The following is a 23550-nucleotide window of genomic DNA, read 5'->3' as shown; positions in this document are numbered from 1 at the left end:
GCTGCTGTGGCGCACCGAACTGGCCGGGCGTGTGCCGGCGCTGCGGCCGTGGCTCGAGGCGGCCTGCGCACCGCTGGGCTGCCGCGTGCCGCCGGCCAGGCAGCTCGCCGCGCTGCGCATCGACGGCTCGCAGCTGCAGATGCCCGATGCCGGCGCCGACGACTATCTGCTGACGATGACGCTGCGCAACGAGGGCCGCGCGCTGGTGGCGCTGCCGGCGATCGAGCTGGTGCTGACCGATGCGCAGGATCGCCCGGTGCAGCGGCTTGTGCTGACGCCGGCCGACTACCTGCCGGCCGCGCAGCGAGCGCGCGATCCGGATGGCGCCACGGGCCTGCAGGCGGGCGCCGAGCTGCCCCTTCAGGTACGATTCCGGACTCGGCAGGCCGCGAACAACTACCGCGTGTCGGTCTTTTATCCCTGACCATCGCCGAGCATCCTCGAACCATCCCCGAATCCCCGGGATGCGCCGCCGCGGCATCCGGCCGCGCGCCGCGTCCCCTTCAACCCAGGAGCGACCATGAGCACTGTGACCCTCGGCGGCAACCCGATCGAAGTCGGCGGCAAATTTCCCCAACCCGGTGACAAGGCCCCCGCATTCTCGCTGGTCGGCAAGGACCTGAAGGACGTGACGCTGGCCGACTTCGCCGGCAAGCGCAAGGTCCTCAATATCGTGCCGAGCCTGGACACGCCGGTGTGCCAGGCCTCGGCCCGCAAGTTCAACGAGAAGGCCAGCGCGCTGGCCGACACCGTGGTGCTGACGATCTCGGCCGACCTGCCGTTCGCGATGGGCCGCTTCTGCACCGCGGAAGGCCTGAACAATGTGGTGCCGCTGTCGACGATGCGCGGCGCGCAGTTCAAGAACGACTACGGCGTCGACATCAAGAGCGGCCCGCTGGCCGGCGTGACCGCCCGCGCGGTGGTGGTGCTCGACCAGAACGACACGGTGACCTACAGCCAGCTGGTGCCCGAGATCAAGAACGAGCCGGACTACGACGCGGCGCTGGCGGCGTTGAAGTAAGCGCGAGGCCGAACCCCTTTGCTCTCTCTCTCCTCAGGGGGAGAGGGCCGGGGAGAGGGAGGTGGTTTCAAACGGCAGTGGCATGGCCACCGCCCTCTGCCCTCTCCCCCGCCCCTCTCCCGCAGGCGGGAGAGGGGAGACAAACCACCAGCAGCACCAGCAGCACCAGCAGCACCAGCAGCACCACCAGCGAACCACCAGTACCAAACACCTTGGAGCATCCATGCCCAGCCTGATCTGCGGCTCCGTCGCCTACGACACCATCATGACGTTCGAGGGCAGGTTCCGCGAACACATCCTGCCGGACCAGATCCACATGCTCAATGTGTCCTTCCTGGTCCCCGGCATGCGCCGCGAATTCGGCGGCTGCGCCGGCAATATCGCCTACAGCCTGAAGCTGCTCGGCGGCGAGCCGGTGGTGATGGCGACGGTCGGCGAGGATGCCGGCCCGTATCTGGACTACCTGCGCGCGCTCGGCATCGGCACGGAGCATATCCGCATGCTGCCCGATACCTTCACCGCGCAGGCGATGATCACCACCGATCTGGAGAACAACCAGATCACCGCCTTCCACCCGGGCGCGATGAACCAGTCGCAGCTGTCGCACGTGCAGGACGCCCTGAAGGGCGAGCGCGCGCCGCGGCTGGGCATCGTCGCGCCGGACAGCCGCGAAGGGATGCTGCACCACGCCCGGCAATTCGCCGAGGCCGGCGTTCCGTTCATCTTCGACCTCGGCCAGGCGATGCCGCTGTTCGGCGGCGAGGACCTGCGCCAGTTCGTCGAGCTGGCCAGCTACGTGACCGTCAACGATTACGAAGGACAGGTGCTGCTCTCGCGCACCGGCTGGAGCAGCGCCGAAGTGGCGGCCCGCGTGCGCGCCTTCATCGTGACGCACGGCGAGCGCGGCGCCACCATTCACGCCGATGGCCGGCAGTACAATATTCCCGCGGTGCAGGCCGAACGGGTCGTCGACCCGACCGGCTGCGGCGACGCCTTCCGCGGCGGCCTGCTGTACGGCATCGAACAGGGCTTCGACTGGGAAACTACCGGCCGGCTCGCGAGTCTGATGGGGGCGATCAAGATCGCGCACCAGGGACCGCAGAACTACAAGGTCTCGCGCGAGCAGATCGGCCAGATGTTCGAGTCGGCATTCGGCTACCGTTACGCGTAAACCCTCGCTGGGGAATCACCATGCAAACCCTTCTCCGAACCTGCGGCGTCGCGCTCGTGGCGGCCGCCAGTCTCGTGGCCGGCTGCGCCACGCAATCGAACTCCGCCAGCATCTATACGCCGGGGCAGGCGCAGCGTGAACAGACGCTGCGCTATGGTGTGGTCGAGAGCGTGCGCGAGGTGATGATCCAGGGTCAGCAATCGGGCGTCGGCACGCTCGCGGGCGGCGCCATCGGCGGCATCGCGGCCGGCAGCTCGATCGGCAGCGGCAGCGGCTCGGTGGCGGCCGGCATCCTCGGCGCGGTGCTCGGCGGCATGGCCGGCAGCGCGATCGAGAACCGCGTCGATCAGCGTCGCGGGCTGGAGATCACGGTGCGCCTGGACAATGGCGAGATGCGCGCGATCACGCAGGACGCCGACGAGATCTTCCGTCCGGGCGAACGGGTGCGGCTGCTGTCCTCGGGCGGCGTCACGCGCGTCACGCACTGAGCATCGCCACCAAGCGGCGCGCTTCACCGGCCGTCGATCGAGACGCCGCCCCCTTCGGGGGGGCGGCGTTTTTCTTTGTGGTCCCAGCCCGGCGGTGTTCTCCCTCTCCCCGTCAGGGGGAGAGGGCTGGGGAGAGGGAGGTGGTTTCAAACGGCAGTAGCATGGCCATCGTCCTTGCCCTCTCCCCCGGCCCCTCTCCCGCAAGCGGGAGAGGGGGAGCAGTCCTGCGGGTTATCGATCGGTGCACCCGCCCAAAATGAAAAACCCGCCGCGGCTTGCGCCGGCGGCGGGTTGGCAGGACCACTGTCATGCCGACCGGGTACGGGGTATCCGGTCATTCGGGCACGCGAAGGTGCCCCGAGGATTCCCGCAGGAATCGAGCGCGCACGGGTCGCGCTTCAACGCTTACGGACGGCTGCCGGTCGGGAACGGCCAGGCGGCGGCCGGGCTCAGCGCGGTCTTGGCGGCCGGCGCGGGAGCCGAGGCAGGCGACGAGGCAGGGGCCGCGGCAGGCTGGGCGGCGGCCTTCTTGCCGGCAGCCTTCTTCGCCGGCGCCTTCTTCGCGGCAGCCTTCTTGGCCGGCGCGGCCTTCTTGGCGGTCGCCTTCTTCGCGGTGGTCTTCTTGGCCGCGGCCTTCTTGGCCGGTGCCGCCTTCTTCGCCGCTACCTTCTTGGTCGCGACCTTCTTGGCGGGGGCCTTCTTCGCTGCAGCCTTCTTGGCCGGTGCGGCCTTCTTCGCCGCTACCTTCTTGGTCGCGACCTTCTTGGCGGGAGCCTTCTTCGCTGCAGCCTTCTTGGCCGGCGCCGCCTTCTTCGCCGCTACCTTCTTGGTCGCGACCTTCTTGGCGGGGGCCTTCTTCGCTGCGGCCTTCTTGGCCGGCGCCGCCTTCTTCGCGGCGACCTTCTTCACCGCGGTCTTCTTGGCCGGTGCGGCCTTCTTGGCGGCTGCCTTCTTGGCGGGCGCGGCCTTCTTGGCCGCAGGTTTCTTCTTCGCAGTCGTTGCCATGGATGACTCCTTCACTAAAGCGTGAATATCGAATGTCCAAAATTGGCGACCCGACCGACCCGAGGCGTTAATGCCTGCAAGCCGCAGGCTTGCAAACCCCAGTCGAGCGAGCGATTCATCGGCGTGCCGCAATACGGCTGCCGCACGCTAATGAATTCCTTGGCGGGCGCCTTGCGCAGGGCAAGGCTTCCGTGGCGACGTGCAACGCGATGACCCGCGCGCAACGCTCGTCGCGTCCCGCAGTATTCGATCCGCTCGCGCGTCGTTGCCCGACGACACGCGGCTTCAAAGTAGGAGTATTCCGACGGCAGACCTGCATTCGCGGTCATGGCCCGCGCCAGGCAGACGCCGTGTTGTTCGAGGTAGCGAACCCATCCCGTCAATGGGCCACAGGAGACTGTACGCGTTGTAAGAAGCCAGCCCGGTCTGGTCTGCGTCAAAGTTCTGTTGCTCCTCGGCTACCTGCATCACTGCATCGAATCGCGCCGCGGTTGTTGTTCGAGTTCTTCGCTTTGCGATGTCCTGCTTCATGCAATGAAGAGAGACTCTTGTCAAGGCGAATCATAATTCGTTTGGTCGGTGATGTTAAGAAAAAAGTTCCAAAAAATCACGCCATCGAATGCGCGCGCTTTGCAATGACGAACGCATCGATGCAATGACACGCGCGACGCGCTGTCGAGACACGCGTCGCATGCCGCGACGACACGCTCGCCGACCCTCTGCGTTGCTCGCATCGCGGCTCCGTCGACATGCCGACGACGCACTGGTCGAGCCGCGCGTGAAGACCTTGCGGCGACGTTCGCGTGGACCGCTCGAAGGCCTTCGAGCGGACACGCAGAAGACACGAGGGAGAACCCGCATGCTCGCCGCAAAGCCGCTTGCAACAAGGCTTTGCGGCAAGCAGTGAAGAGCGGTCGCGCGTGCCATGCGCGCGCTGCGCGTCGCGCGACGCGGCGGCGTCGAGGCGCATCGCGGCCGCGTGCGATCGCGACGACGGCAGTCCGGCGACGAGCGCGCCGATGATGCCGACGGCCATCGCGACAGCGAAGCGCGCATCGCGCATCGGCTTCGCATCGCGCGCCATCGCGCATCGCGCGCGAGCGCCGTTCGAGTGATGCGTCGACGCAACGCTTTGCCATTCGCGAGCTCGGTATCGCTGCTGCATCGACGCCTCATCGACGCCTCATCGACCCCGGATCGACGCCCGATCGACGCCTCACCGATGCGCGATCGACTGTCGAACGACGCTCGATCGATGACCGTCGATGGTCATCGCCCACGGTCGACCACCACCATCGGCCTTGGTCGATCTCGATCGCTCGTACGCGCGCGCTGTCGGAGGACGGCGGACACCAACGTCGCGCCACCGCTGTGCGATGCATGCGCCGACGGCATGCGGACATGCGCAGATTTCGTTACCGCCCGCGCCGGCCCAGCTTCTAACATCGGCCGTCCGGCCCGCTGCGCCAGCCGCACGCGGGCGCCTGCCCATCCCAGAGGAGAACACCATGAAGAGGAGAACCCCATGCAAGCGAGCGTAGCCCACGCCGACGCGCTGCCCGTCACTCACGCCAGGGAACGCCGCCGCGCCATCGTCGCGACGGTGATCGGCAACGGCCTCGAGTGGTTCGACTTCACCGTCTACAGCTTCTTCGCGGTGATCATCGCCAGGCTGTTCTTTCCGACCGGCAACGACCTGTCGTCGCTGCTGCTGGCGGTCGCCACGTTCGGCGTCGGCTTCTTCATGCGTCCGGTCGGCGGCATCGTGCTCGGCATCTATGCCGACCGCGTCGGCCGCAAGCAGGCGTTATCGCTGACCATCCTGCTGATGGCGGTGGGCACCACCATCATCGGCATCGCCCCGACCTACGACCAGATCGGCGTGTTCGCGCCGCTGCTGATCGTGATCGCGCGGCTGATGCAGGGCTTCTCCGCCGGCGGCGAGATGGGCGGCGCGACCGCCTTCCTGACCGAGTACGCGCCGGCCCGCCAGCGCGCCTTCTACTCGAGCTGGATCCAGGCCAGCATCGGCGTCGCGGTGCTGCTCGGCGCCGCGGTCGGTACCTTCGTCACCAGCGCGCTGAGCCCGGAGGCGCTGAACAGCTGGGGCTGGCGCCTGCCCTTCCTGCTGGGCATCGTCATCGGTCCGGTCGGCTACTACATCCGCCATCACCTGGACGAAACGCCGACCTTCCGCGACAACGCCGAGCGCTCCGACTCGCCGCTCAAGGAGATCGTGCAGACCTACCCGCGCGAGACCACGGCCAGCTTCTCGATGGTGATCCTGTGGACCGTCTGCACCTACGTGCTGCTGTTCTATATGCCGACCTACTCGGTCAAAGTGCTCCAGGTGCCGCAGTCCACCGGCTTCATCGCCGGCATGGTCGGCGGACTCGCGATCATGGTGTTCTCGCCGATCGTCGGCTGGCTCGCCGACCGCATCGGCCGCCGCGCGCTGCTGTCCGGTTCGGCGCTGCTGATCCTGCTGCTGGCCTATCCGATGTTCTTCTATATCAACCAGGTGCCGGGCCTGGTATCGCTGCTGGTGTTCCAGCTGGTGTTCGGGGTGCTGATCGCCGCGTACACCGGCCCGATCCTGGCGGCCTTCTCCGAACTGTTCCCGGCCAAGGTGCTGTCGACCGGCCTGTCGGTCGCCTACAACCTGGCGGTGACGATCTTCGGCGGCTTCGCCTCGTTCATCATCACCTGGCTGATCGCCAGCACCGGCAGCACCATGGCGCCCGCCTTCTACGTGATGATCGCCGCCGCGATCAGCTTCGTCGGCACCCGCTTCGTCCGCGAGCCAGCCTATCTGCAACGACACTGATTTACCGATGACCAGAATCCTGCTTCAGGGCGGCAACGTCCTCGACCCGGCGCACGGCAGCCTGCTGCGCCGCCATGACGTGCTGATCGACGGCGAGCGCATCGCCGCGGTATCGGCCACGCCGCTCGACCTGCCCGACGCCCCCGACCTGCGGCGCATCGACGTCGCCGGCAAGACCGTGATGCCGGGGCTGATCGACTGCCACGTGCACGTGCTGGCCTCGCTGGCCAACCTTGGTTTGAACGCGACGCAGCCCAATGTGCTGGTCGCGATCCGCGCGCTGCCGATCATGCGCGCGATGCTCGAGCGCGGCTTCACCACCGTGCGCGATGCCGGCGGTGCCGACTGGGGCCTGTCGCAGGCGGTCGAGAGCGGCCTGATCCCGGGTCCGCGCATCTTCCCGTCGGGCAAGGCGCTGTCGCAGACCGGCGGCCACGGGGACTTCCGTCCGCGCGGCGACACGCTGGAGCCGTGCTCGTGCGCGTTCCGCGCCGGCGCCATCGCGCGCGTGGTCGACGGCGTCGACGCGGTGCGGCTGGCGGTGCGCGAGGAGATCCAGAAGGGCGCGACGCAGATCAAGATCATGGCCTCGGGCGGCGTCGCCTCGCCGACCGATCCGATCGCCAACACGCAATACAGCGAGGCCGAGATCCGCGCCATCGTCGAGGAGGCCGAGGCCGCGCAGACCTATGTGGCGGCGCACGCCTACACGCCGCGCGCGATCGCGCGCGCGGTGCGCTGCGGCGTCCGTTCGATCGAGCACGGCAACCTGGTGGACCGCGCCGCTGCCGAGGTCATGCGCGAGCATGGCGCCTTCGTGGTGCCGACCGTGATCACCTACGAGGCGCTGGCGCGGGATGGCGCGCGGCTCGGCCTGCCGGCCGAGTCGGTGGCCAAGATCGAGACCGTGCGCCAGGCCGGCCACGACTCGCTGCGCATCTACGCCGAGGCCGGCGTGCCGATGGCCTTCGGCTCCGACCTGCTCGGCGAGATGCACCAGTGCCAGAGCGAGGAGTTCCGCATCCGCGCCGACGCACTCGGCAACCTGGAAGCGATCCGCTCGGCGACCTCGATCGCCGCCGCGCTGCTGCAGCGCGAGAACGAGCTCGGCACGGTGCGCGCCGGCGCGCTGGCCGACCTGCTGGTGGTCGACGGCGACCCGCTTGCCGACATCGGCCTGCTGATGGGACAGGGCGAGCATCTGGCGGTCGTGATGCAGCGCGGGCGGATTCATACGCGCGCCGCGCGGTAGCGCTTCGGTACGTCCACCTTTGTCGTTCTCCCCCCTCCCCCTCATGGGGGAGAGGGTTGGGAGAGGGGAGCGCTGCAGGACTCCCTCTCCCCCTCAGGGGGAGAGGGTTGGGGAGAGAGGGTGGTGTAGAAGCCCGGCGGCACCGCGACCTCTCCCCGCCCTCTCCCGCAAGCGGGAGAGGGGAGCACCCGTGCGCGGGCGTGCTCGATGTCGTGGCCCATCGCTCCACTATCATGGCGGCTTGACCGACCGGACGCCGCCATGCGCATTGCCCCGCTTCCTCCGCTGCCCTGCCTGATCGCCTTCGAGGCGGCGATGCGGCACGGCAGCTTCACCCGCGCCGCCGCCGAGCTGCATCTGACACAGAGCGCGATCAGCCGGCAGGTCGCGCAGCTCGAGCAATTCCTCGGCAAGAAGCTGTTCGTGCGCGAGCCGCGCGCGCTGCGGCTGACCGTCAGCGGCCAGCGCTATGCCGAGGTGGTGCAGCGGCTGCTGGTCGGCTGCGCGGAGGCGACGGAGGATGTGATGAAGCGCAAGGGGCATACCGAGCTGTCGGTGGCCTGCTCGTCCGGCGTCGCGGTGCTGTGGCTGACGCCGAGGCTGGCGCGCTTTCGCGCCGCGCATCCGGACATCCACCTGCGCCTGGTCGTCAACGACAGCCTCGCCTCGATGTCGGGCGCCGAGTTCGATATCGGTCTCTATTACCTGCGCGAAGGACCGCCCCCCGCGTTCGCGGCGCGGCGGCTCTATGACGAGGAAGTGTTCCCGGTCTGCACGCCCGGCTATCTGCGCGGCCGCTCGCTGGCGCCCGCCGACCTCGTCGACGAGACGCTGCTGGTGCTCGAAGACGCGCAGCGCAACTGGATGTCATGGGAATCCTGGCTCGGCCAGAACGGCCTGCCGGATGCACGGCCGCACCATCGCGTGGTGGCCAACCAGTATCCGATCCTGCTGCAGCTGGCGATCGAAGGCCACGGCATCGTGCTGGCCTGGCGCCATATGATCGACGCGTGCCTGCGCGACGGCCTGCTGGCGCGCGCCACGCAGGCGAGCGCGACGCTGGGCGGCGGCTACTACGCGGTGTGGCCGCGCGAACGCGCCGAGCCCGCCGCGGCCCGTGCCTTCCGGCAATGGCTGGTGCAGCAGAGCGGCATCGACGGCCGCGCCGGAGATCGAAGCGCCGATGGATGAAGCGTCGATCGATGCGCCGATGACCGAGCCCGGGCCGCTCAGGATATCGGCAACCCCGACCCAGAACACAAGGAGCGATTCGCCATGAAAGACGTGCTGCTGCCCTGCGGTGAACGCGTGCCGGCCCTCGGCATGGGAACCTGGAATATCGGCGACGATCGTTCGCGCCGCGCCGAGGAGATCGCCACGCTGCAACTCGGCCTGGACCTTGGCCTGCGGCTGATCGATACCGCCGAGATGTATGGCGAGGGGCTGTCGGAACAACTGGTCGGCGAAGCGATCTCGGGCCGGCGCAACGAGGTCTTCCTGGTCACCAAGGTCTATCCGCACAACGCCGGCCGGCGCGACGCGGTGGCCGCCTGCGAACGCAGCCTGCGCCGGCTGCGCACCGACCGCATCGACCTGTATCTGCTGCACTGGCGCGGCGGCGTGCCGCTGGCCGAAACGATGGAGGCCTTCCTGGCGCTGCAGCAGGCCGGCAAGATTCGCCACTTCGGCGTCAGTAACCTCGACCTCGACGACATGCGCGAGCTGTGGAAGGTACCGGGCGGCGATCGCGTCCAGACCAATCAGCTGCTGTACAACCTGGGCCGCCGCGGCATCGAATGGGACCTGCTGCCGTGGCTGCGCGAGCGCGGCGTGCCGGTGATGGCCTACTCGCCGATCGAGCAGGCCCGGCTGCTGCGCCATGCCGGCCTGAAGGCGTTCGCCGCGCGTCATGGCATCGCACCGGCGCAGGCGGCACTGGCCTGGCTGCTTGCGCGCGACGGCGTCATCGCCATCCCGAAGACGAGCCGGCGCGACGCGCTGCGCGAGAACGCCGCGGCGCTGTCGGTCGCGCTCGAAGCCGCGCAGCTGGCGGAGCTCGATGCCCTGTTCCCGGCGCCGCGCGGGCCCCGTCCGCTGGAGATGCTGTAGCGGCTTGCCGCGGAGGGAGGCTTACGCGCCGATCGGCAGCGGCGCCCCGCTCTTGACCTCGCACAGCACGATGCTGGAGCGGATGCCCGTCACGCCCGGCAGCCGGAATATCACGTCGTGCAGGAAGGCATCGTAGGCGCGGATATCCGGCGTCAGCACCTTCAGCAGATAGTCGGCCTGGCCGGTGGTGCGATAGCACTCGACGATGGCCGGGCAGCGGCGCACCGCGGCCTCGAATTCGTCGACCACGGTCTCGCTGTGGCGGGTCAGGTTGATCTCGGCCAGCACGCAGTTCGACAGCCCGACCCGCTCGCGGTCGACCCAGACCGTGTAGTTGCGGATCACCCCGCTCTCCTCCATCGCCTTGAGCCGCTTCCAGCAGGGCGTGACCGACAGGCCCACCGCCCCGGCCAGCTGCTGCAGCGACTGGCGCGCGTCGCGCTGCAGCTCGGCGAGGATGCGGCGCGAGTACTCGTCGAGAACCTCTTCGTTCTTCATATCGCTCGATATCGAGATGGGTTTTCTCCAATCTAGGCCGTGGCGGCAAAATTGAGAAATCCATTTCTTCGATCGCGTGCCTAACATGGTCTTCAGGACAGGCGCGGCAAGACGGCCGGAACACCGGCCGCGCATGGCTGGCGGAACGCTGGTCATGATGCCGAAAGGAGACCGAGATGGACGCTGCAATGGAGGCCGGCACGCTGCGCGCCGACTATCGGCTGTCGGACAATCTGACCGCGCCCGCGGGCCAGGTCTTCCTGAGCGGCACGCAGGCGCTGGTCCGCCTGGTGCTGGAGCAGGCCCGGCGCGACCGCGCCGCCGGCCTGGGCACCGCCGGCTTCGTCAGCGGCTATCGCGGCTCCCCGCTCGGCATGGTCGACCAGGCGATGTGGAAGGCCGCGCCGCTGCTCGATGCGGCCGGCGTGCGCTTCCTGCCCGCGATCAACGAAGAACTGGCCGCCACCGCGGTGCTCGGCACGCAGCAGGTCGAGGGCGATCCGCAGCGCACCGTCGACGCGGTATTCAGCCTCTGGTACGGCAAGGGCCCCGGCGTCGATCGCGCCGGCGATGCGCTCAAGCATGGCAACGCCTATGGCAGCTCGCCGCACGGCGGCGTGCTGGTGGTCGCCGGCGACGACCATGGCTGCGTGTCTTCGTCGATGTCGCACCAGAGCGATTTCGCGATGCAGGCGTGGTCGATGCCGGTGCTGGCGCCGGCCGACGTCGCCGAATATCTGGAATTCGGGCTCTACGGCTGGGCGCTGTCGCGCTACTCGGGCAACTGGGTCGGCTTCACCGCGCTGTCGGAGACCGTCGAGAGCGCGATGACGGTCGATCTGGATCCGATCCATGCGCGCGTCGCCTGCTGGCAGGATGCCGACGCGGTACGCCAGATCAGCGGCCACATGCCGCCCCCCGACGGCCTGCACTATCGCTGGCCCGACCTGCCGTCGCCGCGCATCGAGCAGCGGCTCGGCGCCAAGCTCGAGGCGGTGCGCGCCTTCGCCCGCGTCAACAGCATCGACCGCATGGTGGTCCAGGCCGACGAAGCGCGCGCCGGCATCGTGACCTGCGGCAAGGCCCATCACGATCTGATGGAAGTGTTCCGGCGCCTGGGCATCTCGACGCAGGCGCTGGCCGACGCCGGCATCCGCGTCTACAAGCTGGGGCTCGCCTATCCGGTCGAGCCGACCCGGCTGCTGGCCTTCGCGCGCGGCCTCGAGGAGATCCTGGTGGTCGAGGAAAAGGGCCCGCTGGTGGAACGGCAGCTGCAGGCGCTGTTCTACAACGCGCCCGATGGCGTGCGGCCGGCGATCGCCGGCAAGTTCGGCATCGATGGCCGGCCGCTGTTGCCCGAACGCGAGGAAATGCGGCCATCGCGGCTGATGCAGCCGGTGGCCGACTGGCTCGCCCGTCTCAGCCGCGGGCTGGACCGGCGCGAGCTGGTGCCGCAGTTCAGCGAACATCCGCTGCTGTCCAATGCGGCCGACGGCATCCGCCGCCAGCCCTACTTCTGCCCCGGCTGCCCGCACAACACGTCGACCCGCGTACCGGAAGGCTCGCGCGCGCAGGCCGGCATCGGCTGCCATTTCATGGCGAGCTGGATGAACCGCGAGACCTCGGGGCTGATCCAGATGGGCGGCGAAGGGGTCGACTGGGTCGCGCACAGCCGCTTTACCGCGACGCCGCACGTGTTCCAGAACCTCGGCGACGGTACCTACTATCACTCGGGCTACCTGGCGATCCGCCAGGCGGTCGCCGCGCGCACCAACGTGACCTACAAGATCCTGTGCAACGACGCGGTGGCGATGACCGGCGGACAGCCGGTCGATGGCCCGCTCGACGTCGAGGCGATCGCGCGCCAGGTCAGCGCCGAGGGCGTGGCACGCGTCGCGCTCGTCAGCGATCGCATCGACGTGCATCGCGGCCGCCGCGTCCGCTTTCCCGCCGGCACGACGTTCCATCCGCGCGAGTCGCTCGAGGCGGTGCAGCGCGAGCTGCGCGAGGTGCCGGGGGTCACCGTGCTGCTGTACGAGCAGACCTGCGCCGCCGAACTGCGCCGCCGGCGCAAGCTCGGGCGCGCGCCGGCCCCGACGCGCCACGTTTTCATCAACGAGGCGGTCTGCGAGGGCTGCGGCGACTGCAGCGTGCAGTCCAACTGCCTGGCGGTACAGCCGGTCGAGACCGCGCTGGGGCGCAAGCGGCAGATCGATCAGGCCAGCTGCAATCACGACGAGTCGTGCATCAAGGGCTTCTGCCCGAGCTTCGTCACCGTCGAGGGCGCGACGCCGCGCCACCCGGTCGGGCATGAGCGCGGCGTGGCGGCGCTGCGCGAGCGGGCGGCCGCATTGCGTGAACCGGCACCGCGGCTCGGCCCCGGCCCCTTCGACATCCTGGTGGCCGGCGTCGGCGGTACCGGGGTGGTCACGGCCGGCGCGCTGATCGCGATGGCGGCGCATCTGGAGCGGCGCGTGGCCAGCGTGCTCGACTTCATGGGCTTCGCGCAGAAAGGCGGATCCGTGCTGTCCTTCGTGCGGCTGGCGCAGGGCCGGCAGTGGCTGAACCAGGCACGCATCGACGCGCAGCAGGCCGACGCGGTGCTGGCCTGCGACCTCGCGGTGGGGGCCTCGCCCGACGTGCTGCAGACGGTCGCGCCGCGGCGCACACAGATCGTCGCCAATACGCATCCGACCCCGGTCGCCGAATTCCAGCGCAATCCGGATGCCGACCTGCATGCCGACGCGCTGCTGGCCAAGCTGCGCCACGCGACGGGCTCGGGCGGCATCGACACGCTGGACGCGCAGGCGCTCGCCACCGCCTTCCTCGGCGATACCGTGGCCGCCAATATCGTGGTGCTCGGCTTTGCGTGGCAGAAGGGCCTGGTGCCCGTTTCGCTGGCGGCGCTGACGCGCGCGATCGAACTCAATGGCGTCGCGGTGGACGCCAATCTGGAGGCGCTGGCGCTGGGGCGCCTGGCCGCCGGCGATCCTCTCGCGCTGACGCGGCTCGCCGCGGGCGAAGGCAAGCCGGACGGCCTGGCGCTGATCGCGCCCGAGCCCGCGGCAATGTCGGCCACGCCGCTGCCGCAACTGGTGGCCGACCGCGTGGCGCTGCTGACGGCCTACCAGGACGCCGCCTACGCGGCACGCTATACCGCGCTGGTCGAGGCGGTGCAGGCCGCGGAGAACGCACTGGGCGAGGCCGGGCGCGAGCGCCGGCTGACCCGGGCGGTGGCCGAGCAGTTCGCCCGGCTGATGGCGTACAAGGACGAATACGAGGTCGCGCGGCTGCACAGCGACCCGGCCTTCCGGCAGGCGCTGCGCGCGCGTTTCGACGGCCCGCCGCGGCTGCGCTTCCATCTGGCGCCACCGCTGCTGTCGCGCCCCGGCAAGCATGGCGAGCCGCCGCGCAAGATCGCGTTCGGCGCGTGGCTATGGCCGCTGATGGGATGGCTCGCCAAGGGCAAGCGGCTGCGCGGCACCCGCTTCGATCCGTTCGGCAGGACCGCCGAGCGCCGGCTGGAGCGGCAGTCCATCGCGGACTACGAGGCTCGCATCCGTGCGCTGCTGCCGGCGCTGACCGAAGCGCGGCTGCCGGTCGCGGTCGAGATCGCGCAGTTGCCCGCCAGGGTACGCGGCTTCGGCCACATCAAGCTGGCCGCGCATGCCGCCGCTGCGGCGCGGGCGGCCGAGCTGCTGCACCGCTTCGACGCGCAGCGCTATCCGCGCCCGGACAGCACGCATGGCGCCAATGGTGCGGGTCAACTGCGCGGAATTCCAATCCGGCAGGCCGACGCAATGGCCGACGCAATGGCCGATGCAAAGTCGGACGCAAAGGCGGAGGCAAAGGCGGACGCAAAAACGGCGCGCACTGGCGCGCCGCATTGAGCGAAGGATTGGGCGGAAGCCGGAACGCCGCCTTACTGGCGGGCGGCGACGGCGCGGTGGTACTCGACGTGGCGCAGCAGATAGGCGCGCACCTTGTCTTCGGTATCACGGCCCACGCGGTCGGCCGCCTGGCGCGCCGAACGCTTGCCGTGGGCTGACGACATCTGGCCATCCAGGTACTCGCGGAACGATGTGCGCACCGCGTCGAGCTCGCCGCGGCAGTCGCGCAGCGCATCGTTGACCACGGCCTGCGTCGTGCCCGGCTTGGCCGAACGGGCTTCGGCCTTCTCGCGCGCGCACTCGGTGTATTGCTGCCGCTTCTTTTGCCACTCGGGCGGCGGCCCGGAGGCGGCCTGGCTCTCGGCGGCAGCGGCGGTGGCGGCAGCGGCGGCCTGCTGGTCCGAAGGCGCATGCGAGGCGCAGGCGCCGACCAGCAGGATGGCGGGGATCAGGGCAAGGACTTTAGGCATGCCGCATGGTAGCGCCACGGCTTCGACAAGGTAACCGGCGGTTACATCGCGTTGCAATGGTGCCGCAGAAAGTGCTTTGTAGGACAGACACCACACCGCCTGAGTCGGTCGTCCTACAGCAGCCGCCGCGTGCGCTTTGTATATTGCACAAACGGAGGACAGCGTGATGGCGCGCCATCGTCCGACGCAACGACCGTCGGCGAGGACGCCATCCTGGTTGGCATCGCAGTGATTGACAGGAACAAAGGAGAACAACATGGAACGTAGGGCATTCCTGAACGCCAGTGCGGGTCTCGGTTTGGCGGTGGCCGGCAGCGGCCTGCTGCTGGGCGCGTGCACCACCACGCGGGATTCGGCCTCTTCCCCGACCGAGAAGGCGACGCGCCGCCGCGAGATCGATTCCGGCGTGCAGAACACGCTGGACCGGCTCTACAGCTCGGTCAACGGCTCGCGCGACCTGGCCTCGCGCGCGCGCGGCATCCTGGTGTTTCCGCGCACGCTGTCGGCCGGCTTCTTCGTCGGCGGCGAATATGGCGATGGCGCGCTGCGCGTGGGCAATACCACCCGCGGCTATTACCGCACCATTTCCGGTTCGCTGGGCTGGCAGATCGGCGCGCAATCGAAGGCGCTGATCTTCATGTTCATGAACCAGCAGGCGCTCGACAAATTCCTCGCCAGCGAAGGCTGGACCGCGGGCGTCGACGCCACCGTCGCCGTAGCCAAGGTGGGCGCCAACGGTGCGCTCGATACCAATACCGTGCAGCAGCCGGTGGTCGGCTTCGCGCTGACCAATGCGGGCCTGATGGCTGGCCTGAGCCTCGAAGGCACCAAGATCACGAAGCTGGACCTGTAGAGCCGGACCTGTAAGGCGCCCATCCGCCGGCAATGCCTTGCAGCACCTCGCGTCCGCGGCCCTTGGCAGGGGGCCGCGGCGCTTTTTCGTCCGTGGATGGCTGCCCGTTCTCTTCACCGGTGTTGCCGTACGCGACATCGGCCACGCCAAGCCGCTAGAATTCGTCCCTTTCGCCAACTGGCCGAGGTGCCGAATTCTCATGTGGTTCAAGAATCTTCAGCTACACCGCTTCTCCGCACCCTGGAACAAGGACGCCGACGAGATCGAGGCCTGCCTCGCTTCGCACGCCTTCTATCCGGGTACCAGCCTCGACATGCAGACGCAGGGATGGGCCTCGCCGCGCGATAACGGCGCGCTGGTGCACCGCGTGGGCAAGCAGATGCTGCTGACCATGCGCGCCGAGAAGAAGCTGCTGCCGGCCACCGTGGTCAACCACGTCACCAAGGCCCGCGCGGCCGAGCTCGAGGAGCAGCAGGGCTACAAGCCGGGACGCAAGCAGTTGCGCGAGCTGAAGGAACAGATCACCGAGGAACTGCTGCCGCGCGCCTTCAGCATCCGGCGCGATACCCGCGTCTGGATCGATCCGGAGCGCGGCTGGCTGGCGATCGACGCGGCCTCGGCGATCAAGGCCGACGAGGTTCGCACGCTGCTGTTCAAGGCGCTGGACCCGCTGCCGCTGACGTCGCTGCAGGTCAACCAGTCGCCGGTGGCGGCGATGACCGGCTGGCTGGCCGACGATGCGGCGCCGGCCGGCTTTACCGTCGATCAGGAGATCGAGCTGCAGGCCAGCGCCGAGAGCAAGGCCACCGTCCGCTATGTCCGCCATCCGCTCGATGCCGAGGAGCTGCGCCGCCATATCGCCGCGGGCAAGCGCTGCACGCGGCTGGCGATGACCTGGAACGACCGCGTCTCCTTCGTGCTGACCGACGCGCTGGCGATCAAGCGCGTGGCGCCGCTCGACGTGGTCAAGGAACAGATCGACGGCACCATGAGCGACGAGGACGAGCGCTTCGACGCGGACTTCGCGCTGATGGCCGGCGAGCTGTCAGCCATGCTCGGCGATCTGACCGAGGCGCTCGGCGGGGAACGCCAGGGCTGACGGCGGCTCGTCCGGAAACGATACGGGCCGGCGTCGATGCCGGCCCGGACTTTGACGGCCCCTTCCTTCAGCGGGCCGGATGCCGGTCGGCACGCGCCGGCGCGCACCGTTCCAGCACCGCCTCCACGCCGGTCATGCCGGCAAACAGCGGGTGCACCGACACCAGCGCGCGCAGCTCGGCCGGCAGCATCGCGCGGTCCCGGCGCGCCAGCGCCGCGGCCTGCCGCAGCGCGCCCAGCACCTGCTCCATCAACGCACGCCGCAACTGCGCATGACACGGGTCGATGGTCGCGATCGATTGCAGCGTCAGCGCCAGCACGCTGGGCCGGGCGAGCCGCGCCAGCGTCTCTGCGGCAATCGTGATGTGCGCACCCTCGAGCTGCGCACCGCTGAAATCGGTCCACGCCAGGCTGATCTCGCGCAGCGTCGCCTGCTTCAGGTTGGCACCGTGGAAACGCAGGTGCGATACGCCGGCGATCGGCGGATCGGCGCCCGCCAGGTCAGCATGGCTGAAATCGAAAGCCAGCGCCGTCAGCGGCGCCTCGTCGTCCGGCTCCAGCCTCAGGCCGCGCAGCAGGGCGCTGCGCTGCGCGGCAGCCGGCGGCGTGGCCCGTGCGGCATCGCCGGCGCGCAGCCCGACCAGACGCCGCGCCAGCTCCAGGAAGCGTTGCCAGCTGCGCTGCCGCGGCGCGGCATCCTGGCCCGATGGCTCGGGCTGGCGCACATCATGAACGGCGAGCTGGATGCCGGCGTTCAGCGGCGTCGTCGACGCCGGAGGGATCGCGCCGCTCTGCTGCGGCGCGGAGGGTGCGGCAATGCCGCGGTGGATACTGGGAATGGTCATCTCGGCTCTCCCGCTGTGGAATCAGGCTGCTGGGCCAAAGGATCGATTCGACGGTCGGATCGACCGGTGGATCGAATGGCAGCCATTGTTCCCGTGGTGCAGAGGTACGACCATGCGTTAGGGCAGCAGACTATCGGTTTTGGTCTACTCCTTGCGGCGTTGGTGATGCGGGCCTCACGACGATGGGCCTCACAACATTTCGCCGAGATGCGACACCAGAAATAGCAGGATGCCGATGCAGCAACCGACCGCCGTACCGCTGATCCGGATGTACTGCAGGTCGGGGCCGATGCTCAGTTCGATCTGCCGCGACATGTCCGTCGCGTCCCAGTTGCGCACCGTGTCGCTGATATGCGACGTCAGGAAGTCGGCGAACCGAGGCGCGGCCGCCGCGGCGAACGACTCGGCGTGGTCGTTGATCGAGCGGCGCAACTCCCGGTCCTCCGACAGCCTCCGGCCGAACCACAGCCCCACGCGTTCGACCTGTTGCTGCAGCTGCGGCGAGCTGGACGCCAGGTCGTTCGACAGCCAGTCGCGCAGCGCCGCCCACACGTTCTGCGCATAGTCGGCGAGCTCGGGATTGCGCAGCACGAAGTCCTTGATCTCCTCGCCTTTCCTGACGAACGCCTCGTCGGTCTTGAGCCTGGCGATCAGGCCTTCCAGCGCGTCGTCGAAGGCCGCGCGCAGCTCGTGCGCCGGCATCCGCGCCACCTCGTCGAGAAAGTCGATCACGTTGCTGCGCGCCGCCTCGGCGGCCTTGTCGCCCAGCCATTCGGTCGGCAGCACGAGCTGCTTCCACCTGTGCTCGCTCTTGAGCCAGTTGACGACGCGCTGGGCGATCAGCTGCTGTGTTTCGGGCCGTTTCAGCAGGGCGATCGCGTGTCGGAGCACGGCGTCGAGCAGTTGCTGATGGCTGCCGCCGCGGGTCAGCATCTCCAGCACGGAACCGAGCGCCTGCGAGAAATCGATGCGGCCAATGACCGTACGCGCGGCATCGTTGAGGAAGGCCTGGATCCGCCGGTCGTCCACCAGATCGAGCAGCACGCCCATCAGGTTCGCGGCATGCTGGCCGATGCGGCGCGCATTGGCCGGCTCGCTGAACCAGGTAGCCAGCCACTGGGCAGGATCGCTGCGCCGGGTCAGATCCGTCACGACCTCGGGGTTCAGGAACTTGTCGCGGACGAACTCCGCGAGATTGTCGGCAATGCGGTTCTTGCTCTTCGGGATGATCGCCGTATGCGGGATCGGCAGGCCCAGCGGGCAACGGAACAGCGCCACGACCGCGAACCAGTCCGCCAGGCCGCCGACCATCGCGGCCTCGGCACCGGCCCGGAGCAGCCGGACCCAGAACGTAGCAGGCAGGAACAGCGTCGCGACGAACACCGCCGCCGCCACGCCGACGCATGCCAGCGCCACCGATTGCATGCGCTTGAGTTCGGCTTCCCTGCCGGCGTTCCTGCCGGCGTTCCTGCCCTGCTGCATGGCGTCTCCTTGCGCCGCGCGAAGCCGGCGGCGTAAAAAAAATGGGACGTTTCGGCCGAAACGTCCCACTCTTTACCGATGCTGTCGCTGCCGGCCGCTGGCTTCACGCCGCCGGCCGGTGCAACCTTGCCTCAATCCCAGGACAGCGCGCCACCCGTCTGGTATTCGATCACGCGCGTCTCGAAGAAGTTGCGCTCCTTCTTCAGGTCGATCATCTCGCTCATCCACGGGAACGGGTTTTCCTCGTTCGGGAACAGCGCGTCGAGGCCGATCTGCTGGCAGCGGCGATTGCAGATGAAGCGCAGATAGCTCTTGAACATCGGCGCGTTCAGGCCCAGCACGCCGCGCGGCATCGTGTCCTCGGCGTAGCGGTATTCGAGGTCGACCGCCTTCCTGAACAGGCCGACGATCTCTTCCTTGAACTCGGCGGTCCACAGATGCGGGTTCTCGAGCTTGATCTGGTTGATCAGGTCGATGCCGAAATTGCAGTGCAGCGACTCGTCGCGCAGGATGTACTGGTACTGCTCGGCCGCGCCGGTCATCTTGTTCTGCCGGCCCATCGCCAGGATCTGCGTGAAACCGACATAGAAGAACAGGCCTTCCATGATGCAGGCGAACACGATCAGCGACTTCAGCAGCTTCTGGTCGTTTTCCGGCGTGCCGGTCTTGAACGACGGATCGGTCAGCGTGTCGATGAACGGGATCAGGAACTCGTCCTTGTCGCGGATCGACGGCACCTCGTGATAGGCGTTGAAGATCTCGGCCTCGTTCAGCCCCAGCGACTCGACGATGTACTGGTAGGCGTGCGTGTGGATGGCCTCTTCGAAGGCCTGGCGCAGCAGGTACTGGCGGCACTCGGGCGCGGTGATCTGCCGGTAGGTGCCCAGCACGATGTTGTTGGCGGCCAGCGAATCGGCGGTGACGAAGAAGCCCAGGTTGCGCTTGATGATGCGGCGCTCGTCCTCGGTCAGGCCGTTCGGGTCCTTCCACAGCGCGATGTCGCGCGACATGTTGATTTCCTGCGGCATCCAGTGGTTGGCGCAGCCGGCCAGGTACTTCTCCCAGGCCCACTTGTACTTGAACGGCACCAGCTGGTTGACGTCGGTGGCGCCGTTGATCACGCGCTTGTCGGCGGCGTTGACGCGGCGCGTGCTCTGCGCGGCCGCGGCGTTCGGGTTGTTGCCGAGGATGCCGGCGCCCGGCTGCGTCGCAGCGGGCGGCAGCACGCCCTGCTGGTCGGCGGTGGCGGCGCCGACGGCAGGTTGCAGGGCGGGTTGAGGCGCGGGCTGCGGGGCAGCCTGCGGATTGGCTTGAACGTCGTCGTCCCAGCTCAGCATGGTGTTGTTCTCCGTGGAAAGCGTTGGTGCGCCAATCCGACAACGCCTGCGTCAGGCGCTAAAACCGTCAGGATCGGCGTCGCGCCGGAAGCGTTTGCGGCTTATTGGCCCGGGGCGGCTTCAGGCTGCGCGGGGTCCCGCCGGTGCCCTATCACCGCCTGGTTCTCGGACCGCGCGTGTGGCTGGAATGGAACGAAACGAGCGTTCATCCGACTTCCCTCCATCACGGTGTTGATCTGGGTGCGATTGTAGCACTCGTGTCCAACGGCGAGGCGAAAGAAATACTACTGATCGTGGGGAGATCATCCTGAAACACTATTGGTAGTAGTGGCTCCGCTGATGTAGTGCCCTCCGGCCGCAGGCTCCGTCTGCCCCGGGGAATCGTCGCCCACGTCACTTGCGGTATGGCGGACCGGATGGAGTGCGTGACTTCGTCATGTTCGACGGGGTGGACGGGTCGCGCACCGCGGAGTGCTGCCGGCCCTAGGTGGCAAATCGATCGACTTGCACAAAGAGAGGCCTTCATCAGGTTTTTCAGCACGTTCGTATAGAGAATCGCCGCGCCTTTTTTATTCCTGTCAGCCGTAGCGTTCGTCCGAATCGATCCCTGCCATATTCCGTTCGCCCGACCCAGGGCAACCACAACCATTGGAGCCAATCATGTCGAAAGCAGAGCTCGATCAAGTCGTAAAGGCATCGGCAGCGCTCATTGACGAGCAGGACGTCAAGCTCGCCGCCCTCGAAGTCGAAGCACAAATCGAGGGCCGCGCCTGGAACATGAATCAACCGCTGAACATGATCGCGTACGAAGACCAAGTCTAAATGCTTCGAATGTGCCCGCGAACTGGCGGGCACACTCACTTTGAGCTGGAGGTCGCCTTGATATTTCAAACCAGCATGAACACGCAGATCCAGACCATTCTGACATTGACTGCGACGACGAATCCTGAAGGCTCAAGACAATGCGCTTCGCTCACCGGCTTGGCGGCTCGGTATCGGGATTTTCTGCACACATTGAAACAGCGGCCCATTTCAGGGTCGGCGTTGAAACCGATGTTCGTAATGGATGCCGCCACACAAGTTCAACTGTCACGGCTTTTCTGCAACGACTCCCTGCTGGACGACAAGGCCCAGGGATCCGTCATCACGGACGACGACGACCGCGACATCGAGCGGAAAAAAGACATCGTGATCGATGCCATCCATCAGCTCGGGCTGCAATCCCCGCAACATGCGGCGTTGTTCGACATCATCGTTACGGACATCCTGCTTCGACCGTCGGCCGTTGCAAAGGGTGGCTCGACGTCTCAGGCGATCGGGTTGATATGGTTGAATCCAAGGCCGGATTATGGGCCGGACGATGTCGTGGAAATCCTCGTACACGAGCTCACACATCATGCGATGTTTCTGGATGAGCTGCGTCACGCACACTATAACTATTCCCTTCTTTTCGACTCGGACACGTGGACGACCTCGGCCATCCTGAGAACCCCACGTCCCCTGGACAAGGTGCTCCACAGCATCGTCGTTGCGGCCGAAGTGCTTCTGTTCCGCGAGCGGTGCTCCGGACATCCCGCGGCGCCACGCGTCCATCCCCCCAGCCATCTGATGCTGGAACAGCTTCGCGAGTCGATCCAGTCGACGAAGAAGACCCTGTCGCTCCATCCGGAAGCATTCCGGCCCCGTGCGACCGCGCTTCTGCGGCAGGCAGCATCCGTACTGGATGAACTGAGCCCGGCGGCGAGTGACGCGCACTGAGCGGCTGCGCGACCGCATCGACGCACCGCTGCGCTAGACGGCATCATGAACCCTCGGCACAGAACCGTGACCTGCCCCACGCCTGCGGCGCCCGCCTGCAACACCTGGCGCATCATCCTGCTGCACCGGAGCGCCTGGCTTGCCGTTGGGCTGATCGTTCTGCACCAGGCGATCATCGCCAGCTCAACCTACTTCCTCAACAGGGTCATTACCCCATTCCAGGCCGGCGGGGAATACGGACCATGGCTCTACCTCTATCTCGCGAGCATGACCATACCCTACTTGCCTGGCTGCCTGTCCCTGTACGTGATGCAGCGGTGGATCAATCAAGCCCACGGGGCGGTCGTTCAGTTTTTCATCGAATGTCTGCGCGACAGGACCGAAGTGTTCCGCAATGCTGCGCTCAAGGAACGGATCGGTGCCGCACTGTCGAGCAATGCGTTGCCGGTGTTGCGGGACCACATTACGTTTGTCCATGATCTGATCAGCTTCACGCTCAATAGTGTCCTGAGCATGCTGGTCATCGGGCTGCTGCTGCCTTCGGCACTGATGATCGGCTATATCTCCAGCCTGATGCTGTGTACCGCCATCGTGCTCGCCACCCGGCACCTCGTATCCCGGGCTTCCGCCCGCTACGAGGGAGACTACATCCGGTACGCATCGGTGCTGGCCCGCGCATGGGAAAACCTGACGCTGGGCAATCGCCACAACGAGCGCCTGTGGCAACAGCAGCGCCGCGACGCGGCGACCGATTTTTATGGCTGCGCCGACCGCCTGCAAGCCACCAGACAGATTGGCAACATTGTTCTGGCCGCAGCTTCGTTGCTGCCGACCGTCTATCTGATCCTGTACGTCACGCAATGGGGGCATGCGGATGCCAGCGTGGTCGCAGCGATCATCGTCAGCCTCACCCGCGTCTTTCTGGTACTCAATTCGCTCAGTGCCCTTGTCTACAAGGCGCTGGATTTCTCGTCGGTCCATTCGCGGCTGCAGGTCTTGCTCGATGCCGCGCGGTCAATCCCGCGAGAGGGCGAGAACGGGCTCAATCTTGGCGGCGTGGTCCAGATCAACGGTCAGGCGGTAGCCGGCATCGAGGAGGCCACCCGGATCATCGGTGCCGCGCATAACGGGCGCCTGACCATCACGGGCGCCAACGGCAGCGGCAAATCCACCATTCTGCTGGCCTTGAAAGACCGATTCAAGGAGCGCAGCTTTCTGCTTCCGACCCAGCATCATCAACTGATCTGGAAAGCGGACCTCTCAGCGCTGTCCAGTGGCGAGCGGACGAAGGCCTCGATTGCAGAACTGCTTCAGCTAGATGACGTCAACCTGATTTTGCTCGATGAATGGGATGCCAACCTCGATGGTCCGAATCGTGAAGCCCTGGATGAACTGCTGGACCAGTGCTGCCTCGATCGGACCATCGTCGAGGTCAGGCACTAGGAG

General features: G+C 67.5%; 22 protein-coding genes. 14 read left to right on the top strand and 8 right to left on the bottom strand.

What is annotated here, in order from left to right:
* On the top strand, positions 1-424 hold a 424-nt coding region (locus tag LRR16_RS21725; RefSeq protein ID WP_232207086.1), incomplete at its 5' end, for a DUF3426 domain-containing protein.
* Between the two features lie 96 nt (positions 425-520).
* Positions 521-1021, top strand: a complete 501-nt coding sequence (tpx, locus tag LRR16_RS21720; RefSeq protein ID WP_064577233.1) for a thiol peroxidase — start codon at positions 521-523, stop codon at positions 1019-1021.
* Between the two features lie 67 nt (positions 1022-1088).
* On the opposite strand, the gene LRR16_RS21715 is transcribed toward tpx, so the two are convergent.
* The gene (locus LRR16_RS21715) at positions 1089-1232 is read right to left on the bottom strand and encodes a hypothetical protein (protein WP_232207085.1); all 144 of its coding nucleotides are present in this window, start codon (positions 1230-1232) and stop codon (positions 1089-1091) included.
* Positions 1233-1244: 12 nt separating this feature from the next.
* Between LRR16_RS21715 and LRR16_RS21710 the strand changes: the two genes are divergently transcribed.
* Both LRR16_RS21710 and LRR16_RS21705 read left to right on the top strand, forming a co-directional pair.
* Positions 1245-2192, top strand: coding sequence for a carbohydrate kinase family protein (locus tag LRR16_RS21710; protein ID WP_006579693.1), 948 nt, complete (start codon positions 1245-1247; stop codon positions 2190-2192).
* Between the two features lie 20 nt (positions 2193-2212).
* A complete protein-coding gene (locus LRR16_RS21705; RefSeq protein WP_064577234.1) occupies positions 2213-2680 on the top strand; it encodes a hypothetical protein in 468 nt (155 codons plus the stop codon).
* 405 nt (positions 2681-3085) lie between these two features.
* Here the strand turns inward: LRR16_RS21705 and LRR16_RS21700 are convergent, their stop codons facing one another.
* Complete coding sequence (locus LRR16_RS21700; protein WP_197498377.1) at positions 3086-3817, bottom strand: histone H1-like DNA-binding protein; 732 nt, start codon at positions 3815-3817, stop codon at positions 3086-3088.
* 475 nt (positions 3818-4292) lie between these two features.
* Entirely contained in the window at positions 4293-4850 is a 558-nt protein-coding gene (locus tag LRR16_RS21695) for a hypothetical protein (protein ID WP_232207084.1), read from the bottom strand.
* Positions 4851-5210: 360 nt separating this feature from the next.
* On the opposite strand from LRR16_RS21695, the gene LRR16_RS21690 reads away from it, so the two are divergent.
* From LRR16_RS21690 to LRR16_RS21675, 4 genes are all read left to right on the top strand, one after another.
* Positions 5211-6512, top strand: a complete 1302-nt coding sequence (locus LRR16_RS21690) for an MFS transporter (protein ID WP_064577236.1) — start codon at positions 5211-5213, stop codon at positions 6510-6512.
* A gap of 7 nt (positions 6513-6519) precedes the next feature.
* Entirely contained in the window at positions 6520-7764 is a 1245-nt protein-coding gene (locus tag LRR16_RS21685) for an amidohydrolase family protein (protein ID WP_232207083.1), read from the top strand.
* 261 nt (positions 7765-8025) lie between these two features.
* Positions 8026-8955 (top strand): LysR substrate-binding domain-containing protein, encoded by a 930-nt coding sequence (locus tag LRR16_RS21680; protein WP_232207082.1) that lies wholly within the window; start codon positions 8026-8028, stop codon positions 8953-8955.
* An 84-nt stretch (positions 8956-9039) separates the two neighbouring features.
* A complete protein-coding gene (locus LRR16_RS21675; RefSeq protein ID WP_232207081.1) occupies positions 9040-9873 on the top strand; it encodes an aldo/keto reductase in 834 nt (277 codons plus the stop codon).
* A 21-nt stretch (positions 9874-9894) separates the two neighbouring features.
* Here LRR16_RS21675 and LRR16_RS21670 read toward each other — a convergent pair whose 3' ends face one another.
* On the bottom strand, positions 9895-10371 hold the full coding sequence (locus tag LRR16_RS21670) for an Lrp/AsnC family transcriptional regulator (RefSeq protein WP_006578359.1): 477 nt from the start codon (positions 10369-10371) through the stop codon (positions 9895-9897).
* Positions 10372-10547: 176 nt separating this feature from the next.
* Here LRR16_RS21670 and LRR16_RS21665 point away from each other — a divergent pair, with 176 nt between their 5' ends.
* Positions 10548-14261, top strand: coding sequence for an indolepyruvate ferredoxin oxidoreductase family protein (locus LRR16_RS21665; protein ID WP_232207080.1), 3714 nt, complete (start codon positions 10548-10550; stop codon positions 14259-14261).
* Between the two features lie 32 nt (positions 14262-14293).
* On the opposite strand, the gene LRR16_RS21660 is transcribed toward LRR16_RS21665, so the two are convergent.
* Positions 14294-14731 (bottom strand): hypothetical protein, encoded by a 438-nt coding sequence (locus LRR16_RS21660; RefSeq protein WP_023263515.1) that lies wholly within the window; start codon positions 14729-14731, stop codon positions 14294-14296.
* A 256-nt stretch (positions 14732-14987) separates the two neighbouring features.
* Between LRR16_RS21660 and LRR16_RS21655 the strand changes: the two genes are divergently transcribed.
* Complete coding sequence (locus LRR16_RS21655) at positions 14988-15584, top strand: YSC84-related protein (protein ID WP_232207079.1); 597 nt, start codon at positions 14988-14990, stop codon at positions 15582-15584.
* A 199-nt stretch (positions 15585-15783) separates the two neighbouring features.
* Positions 15784-16683 carry a recombination-associated protein RdgC gene (locus LRR16_RS21650; protein WP_232207078.1) on the top strand — a complete coding sequence of 300 codons (900 nt, stop codon included), beginning with the start codon at positions 15784-15786 and terminating at the stop codon, positions 16681-16683.
* Between the two features lie 67 nt (positions 16684-16750).
* On the opposite strand, the gene LRR16_RS21645 is transcribed toward LRR16_RS21650, so the two are convergent.
* From LRR16_RS21645 to LRR16_RS21635, 3 genes are all read right to left on the bottom strand, one after another.
* On the bottom strand, positions 16751-17527 hold the full coding sequence (locus LRR16_RS21645; protein ID WP_232207077.1) for a pentapeptide repeat-containing protein: 777 nt from the start codon (positions 17525-17527) through the stop codon (positions 16751-16753).
* Between the two features lie 189 nt (positions 17528-17716).
* A complete protein-coding gene (locus tag LRR16_RS21640) occupies positions 17717-19009 on the bottom strand; it encodes a DUF445 domain-containing protein (RefSeq protein WP_232207076.1) in 1293 nt (430 codons plus the stop codon).
* 131 nt (positions 19010-19140) lie between these two features.
* Positions 19141-20346, bottom strand: a complete 1206-nt coding sequence (locus LRR16_RS21635) for a ribonucleotide-diphosphate reductase subunit beta (RefSeq protein ID WP_023263575.1) — start codon at positions 20344-20346, stop codon at positions 19141-19143.
* 660 nt (positions 20347-21006) lie between these two features.
* Here LRR16_RS21635 and LRR16_RS21630 point away from each other — a divergent pair.
* The 3 genes from LRR16_RS21630 to LRR16_RS21620 all read left to right on the top strand — a co-directional run bounded on the left by LRR16_RS21630 (position 21007) and on the right by LRR16_RS21620 (position 23547).
* Positions 21007-21168, top strand: coding sequence for a hypothetical protein (locus LRR16_RS21630; protein WP_232207075.1), 162 nt, complete (start codon positions 21007-21009; stop codon positions 21166-21168).
* Positions 21169-21243: 75 nt separating this feature from the next.
* Complete coding sequence (locus LRR16_RS21625) at positions 21244-22104, top strand: HEXXH motif-containing putative peptide modification protein (protein ID WP_232207074.1); 861 nt, start codon at positions 21244-21246, stop codon at positions 22102-22104.
* A gap of 45 nt (positions 22105-22149) precedes the next feature.
* Positions 22150-23547, top strand: a complete 1398-nt coding sequence (locus LRR16_RS21620) for a hypothetical protein (protein ID WP_232207073.1) — start codon at positions 22150-22152, stop codon at positions 23545-23547.
* The last annotated feature ends 3 nt before the right edge of the window (positions 23548-23550 follow it).

This window comes from Cupriavidus sp. UGS-1 (assembly GCF_021213615.1).
GTDB lineage: Bacteria > Pseudomonadota > Gammaproteobacteria > Burkholderiales > Burkholderiaceae > Cupriavidus.
This window is presented reverse-complemented; position numbering and strand designations above follow the sequence as displayed.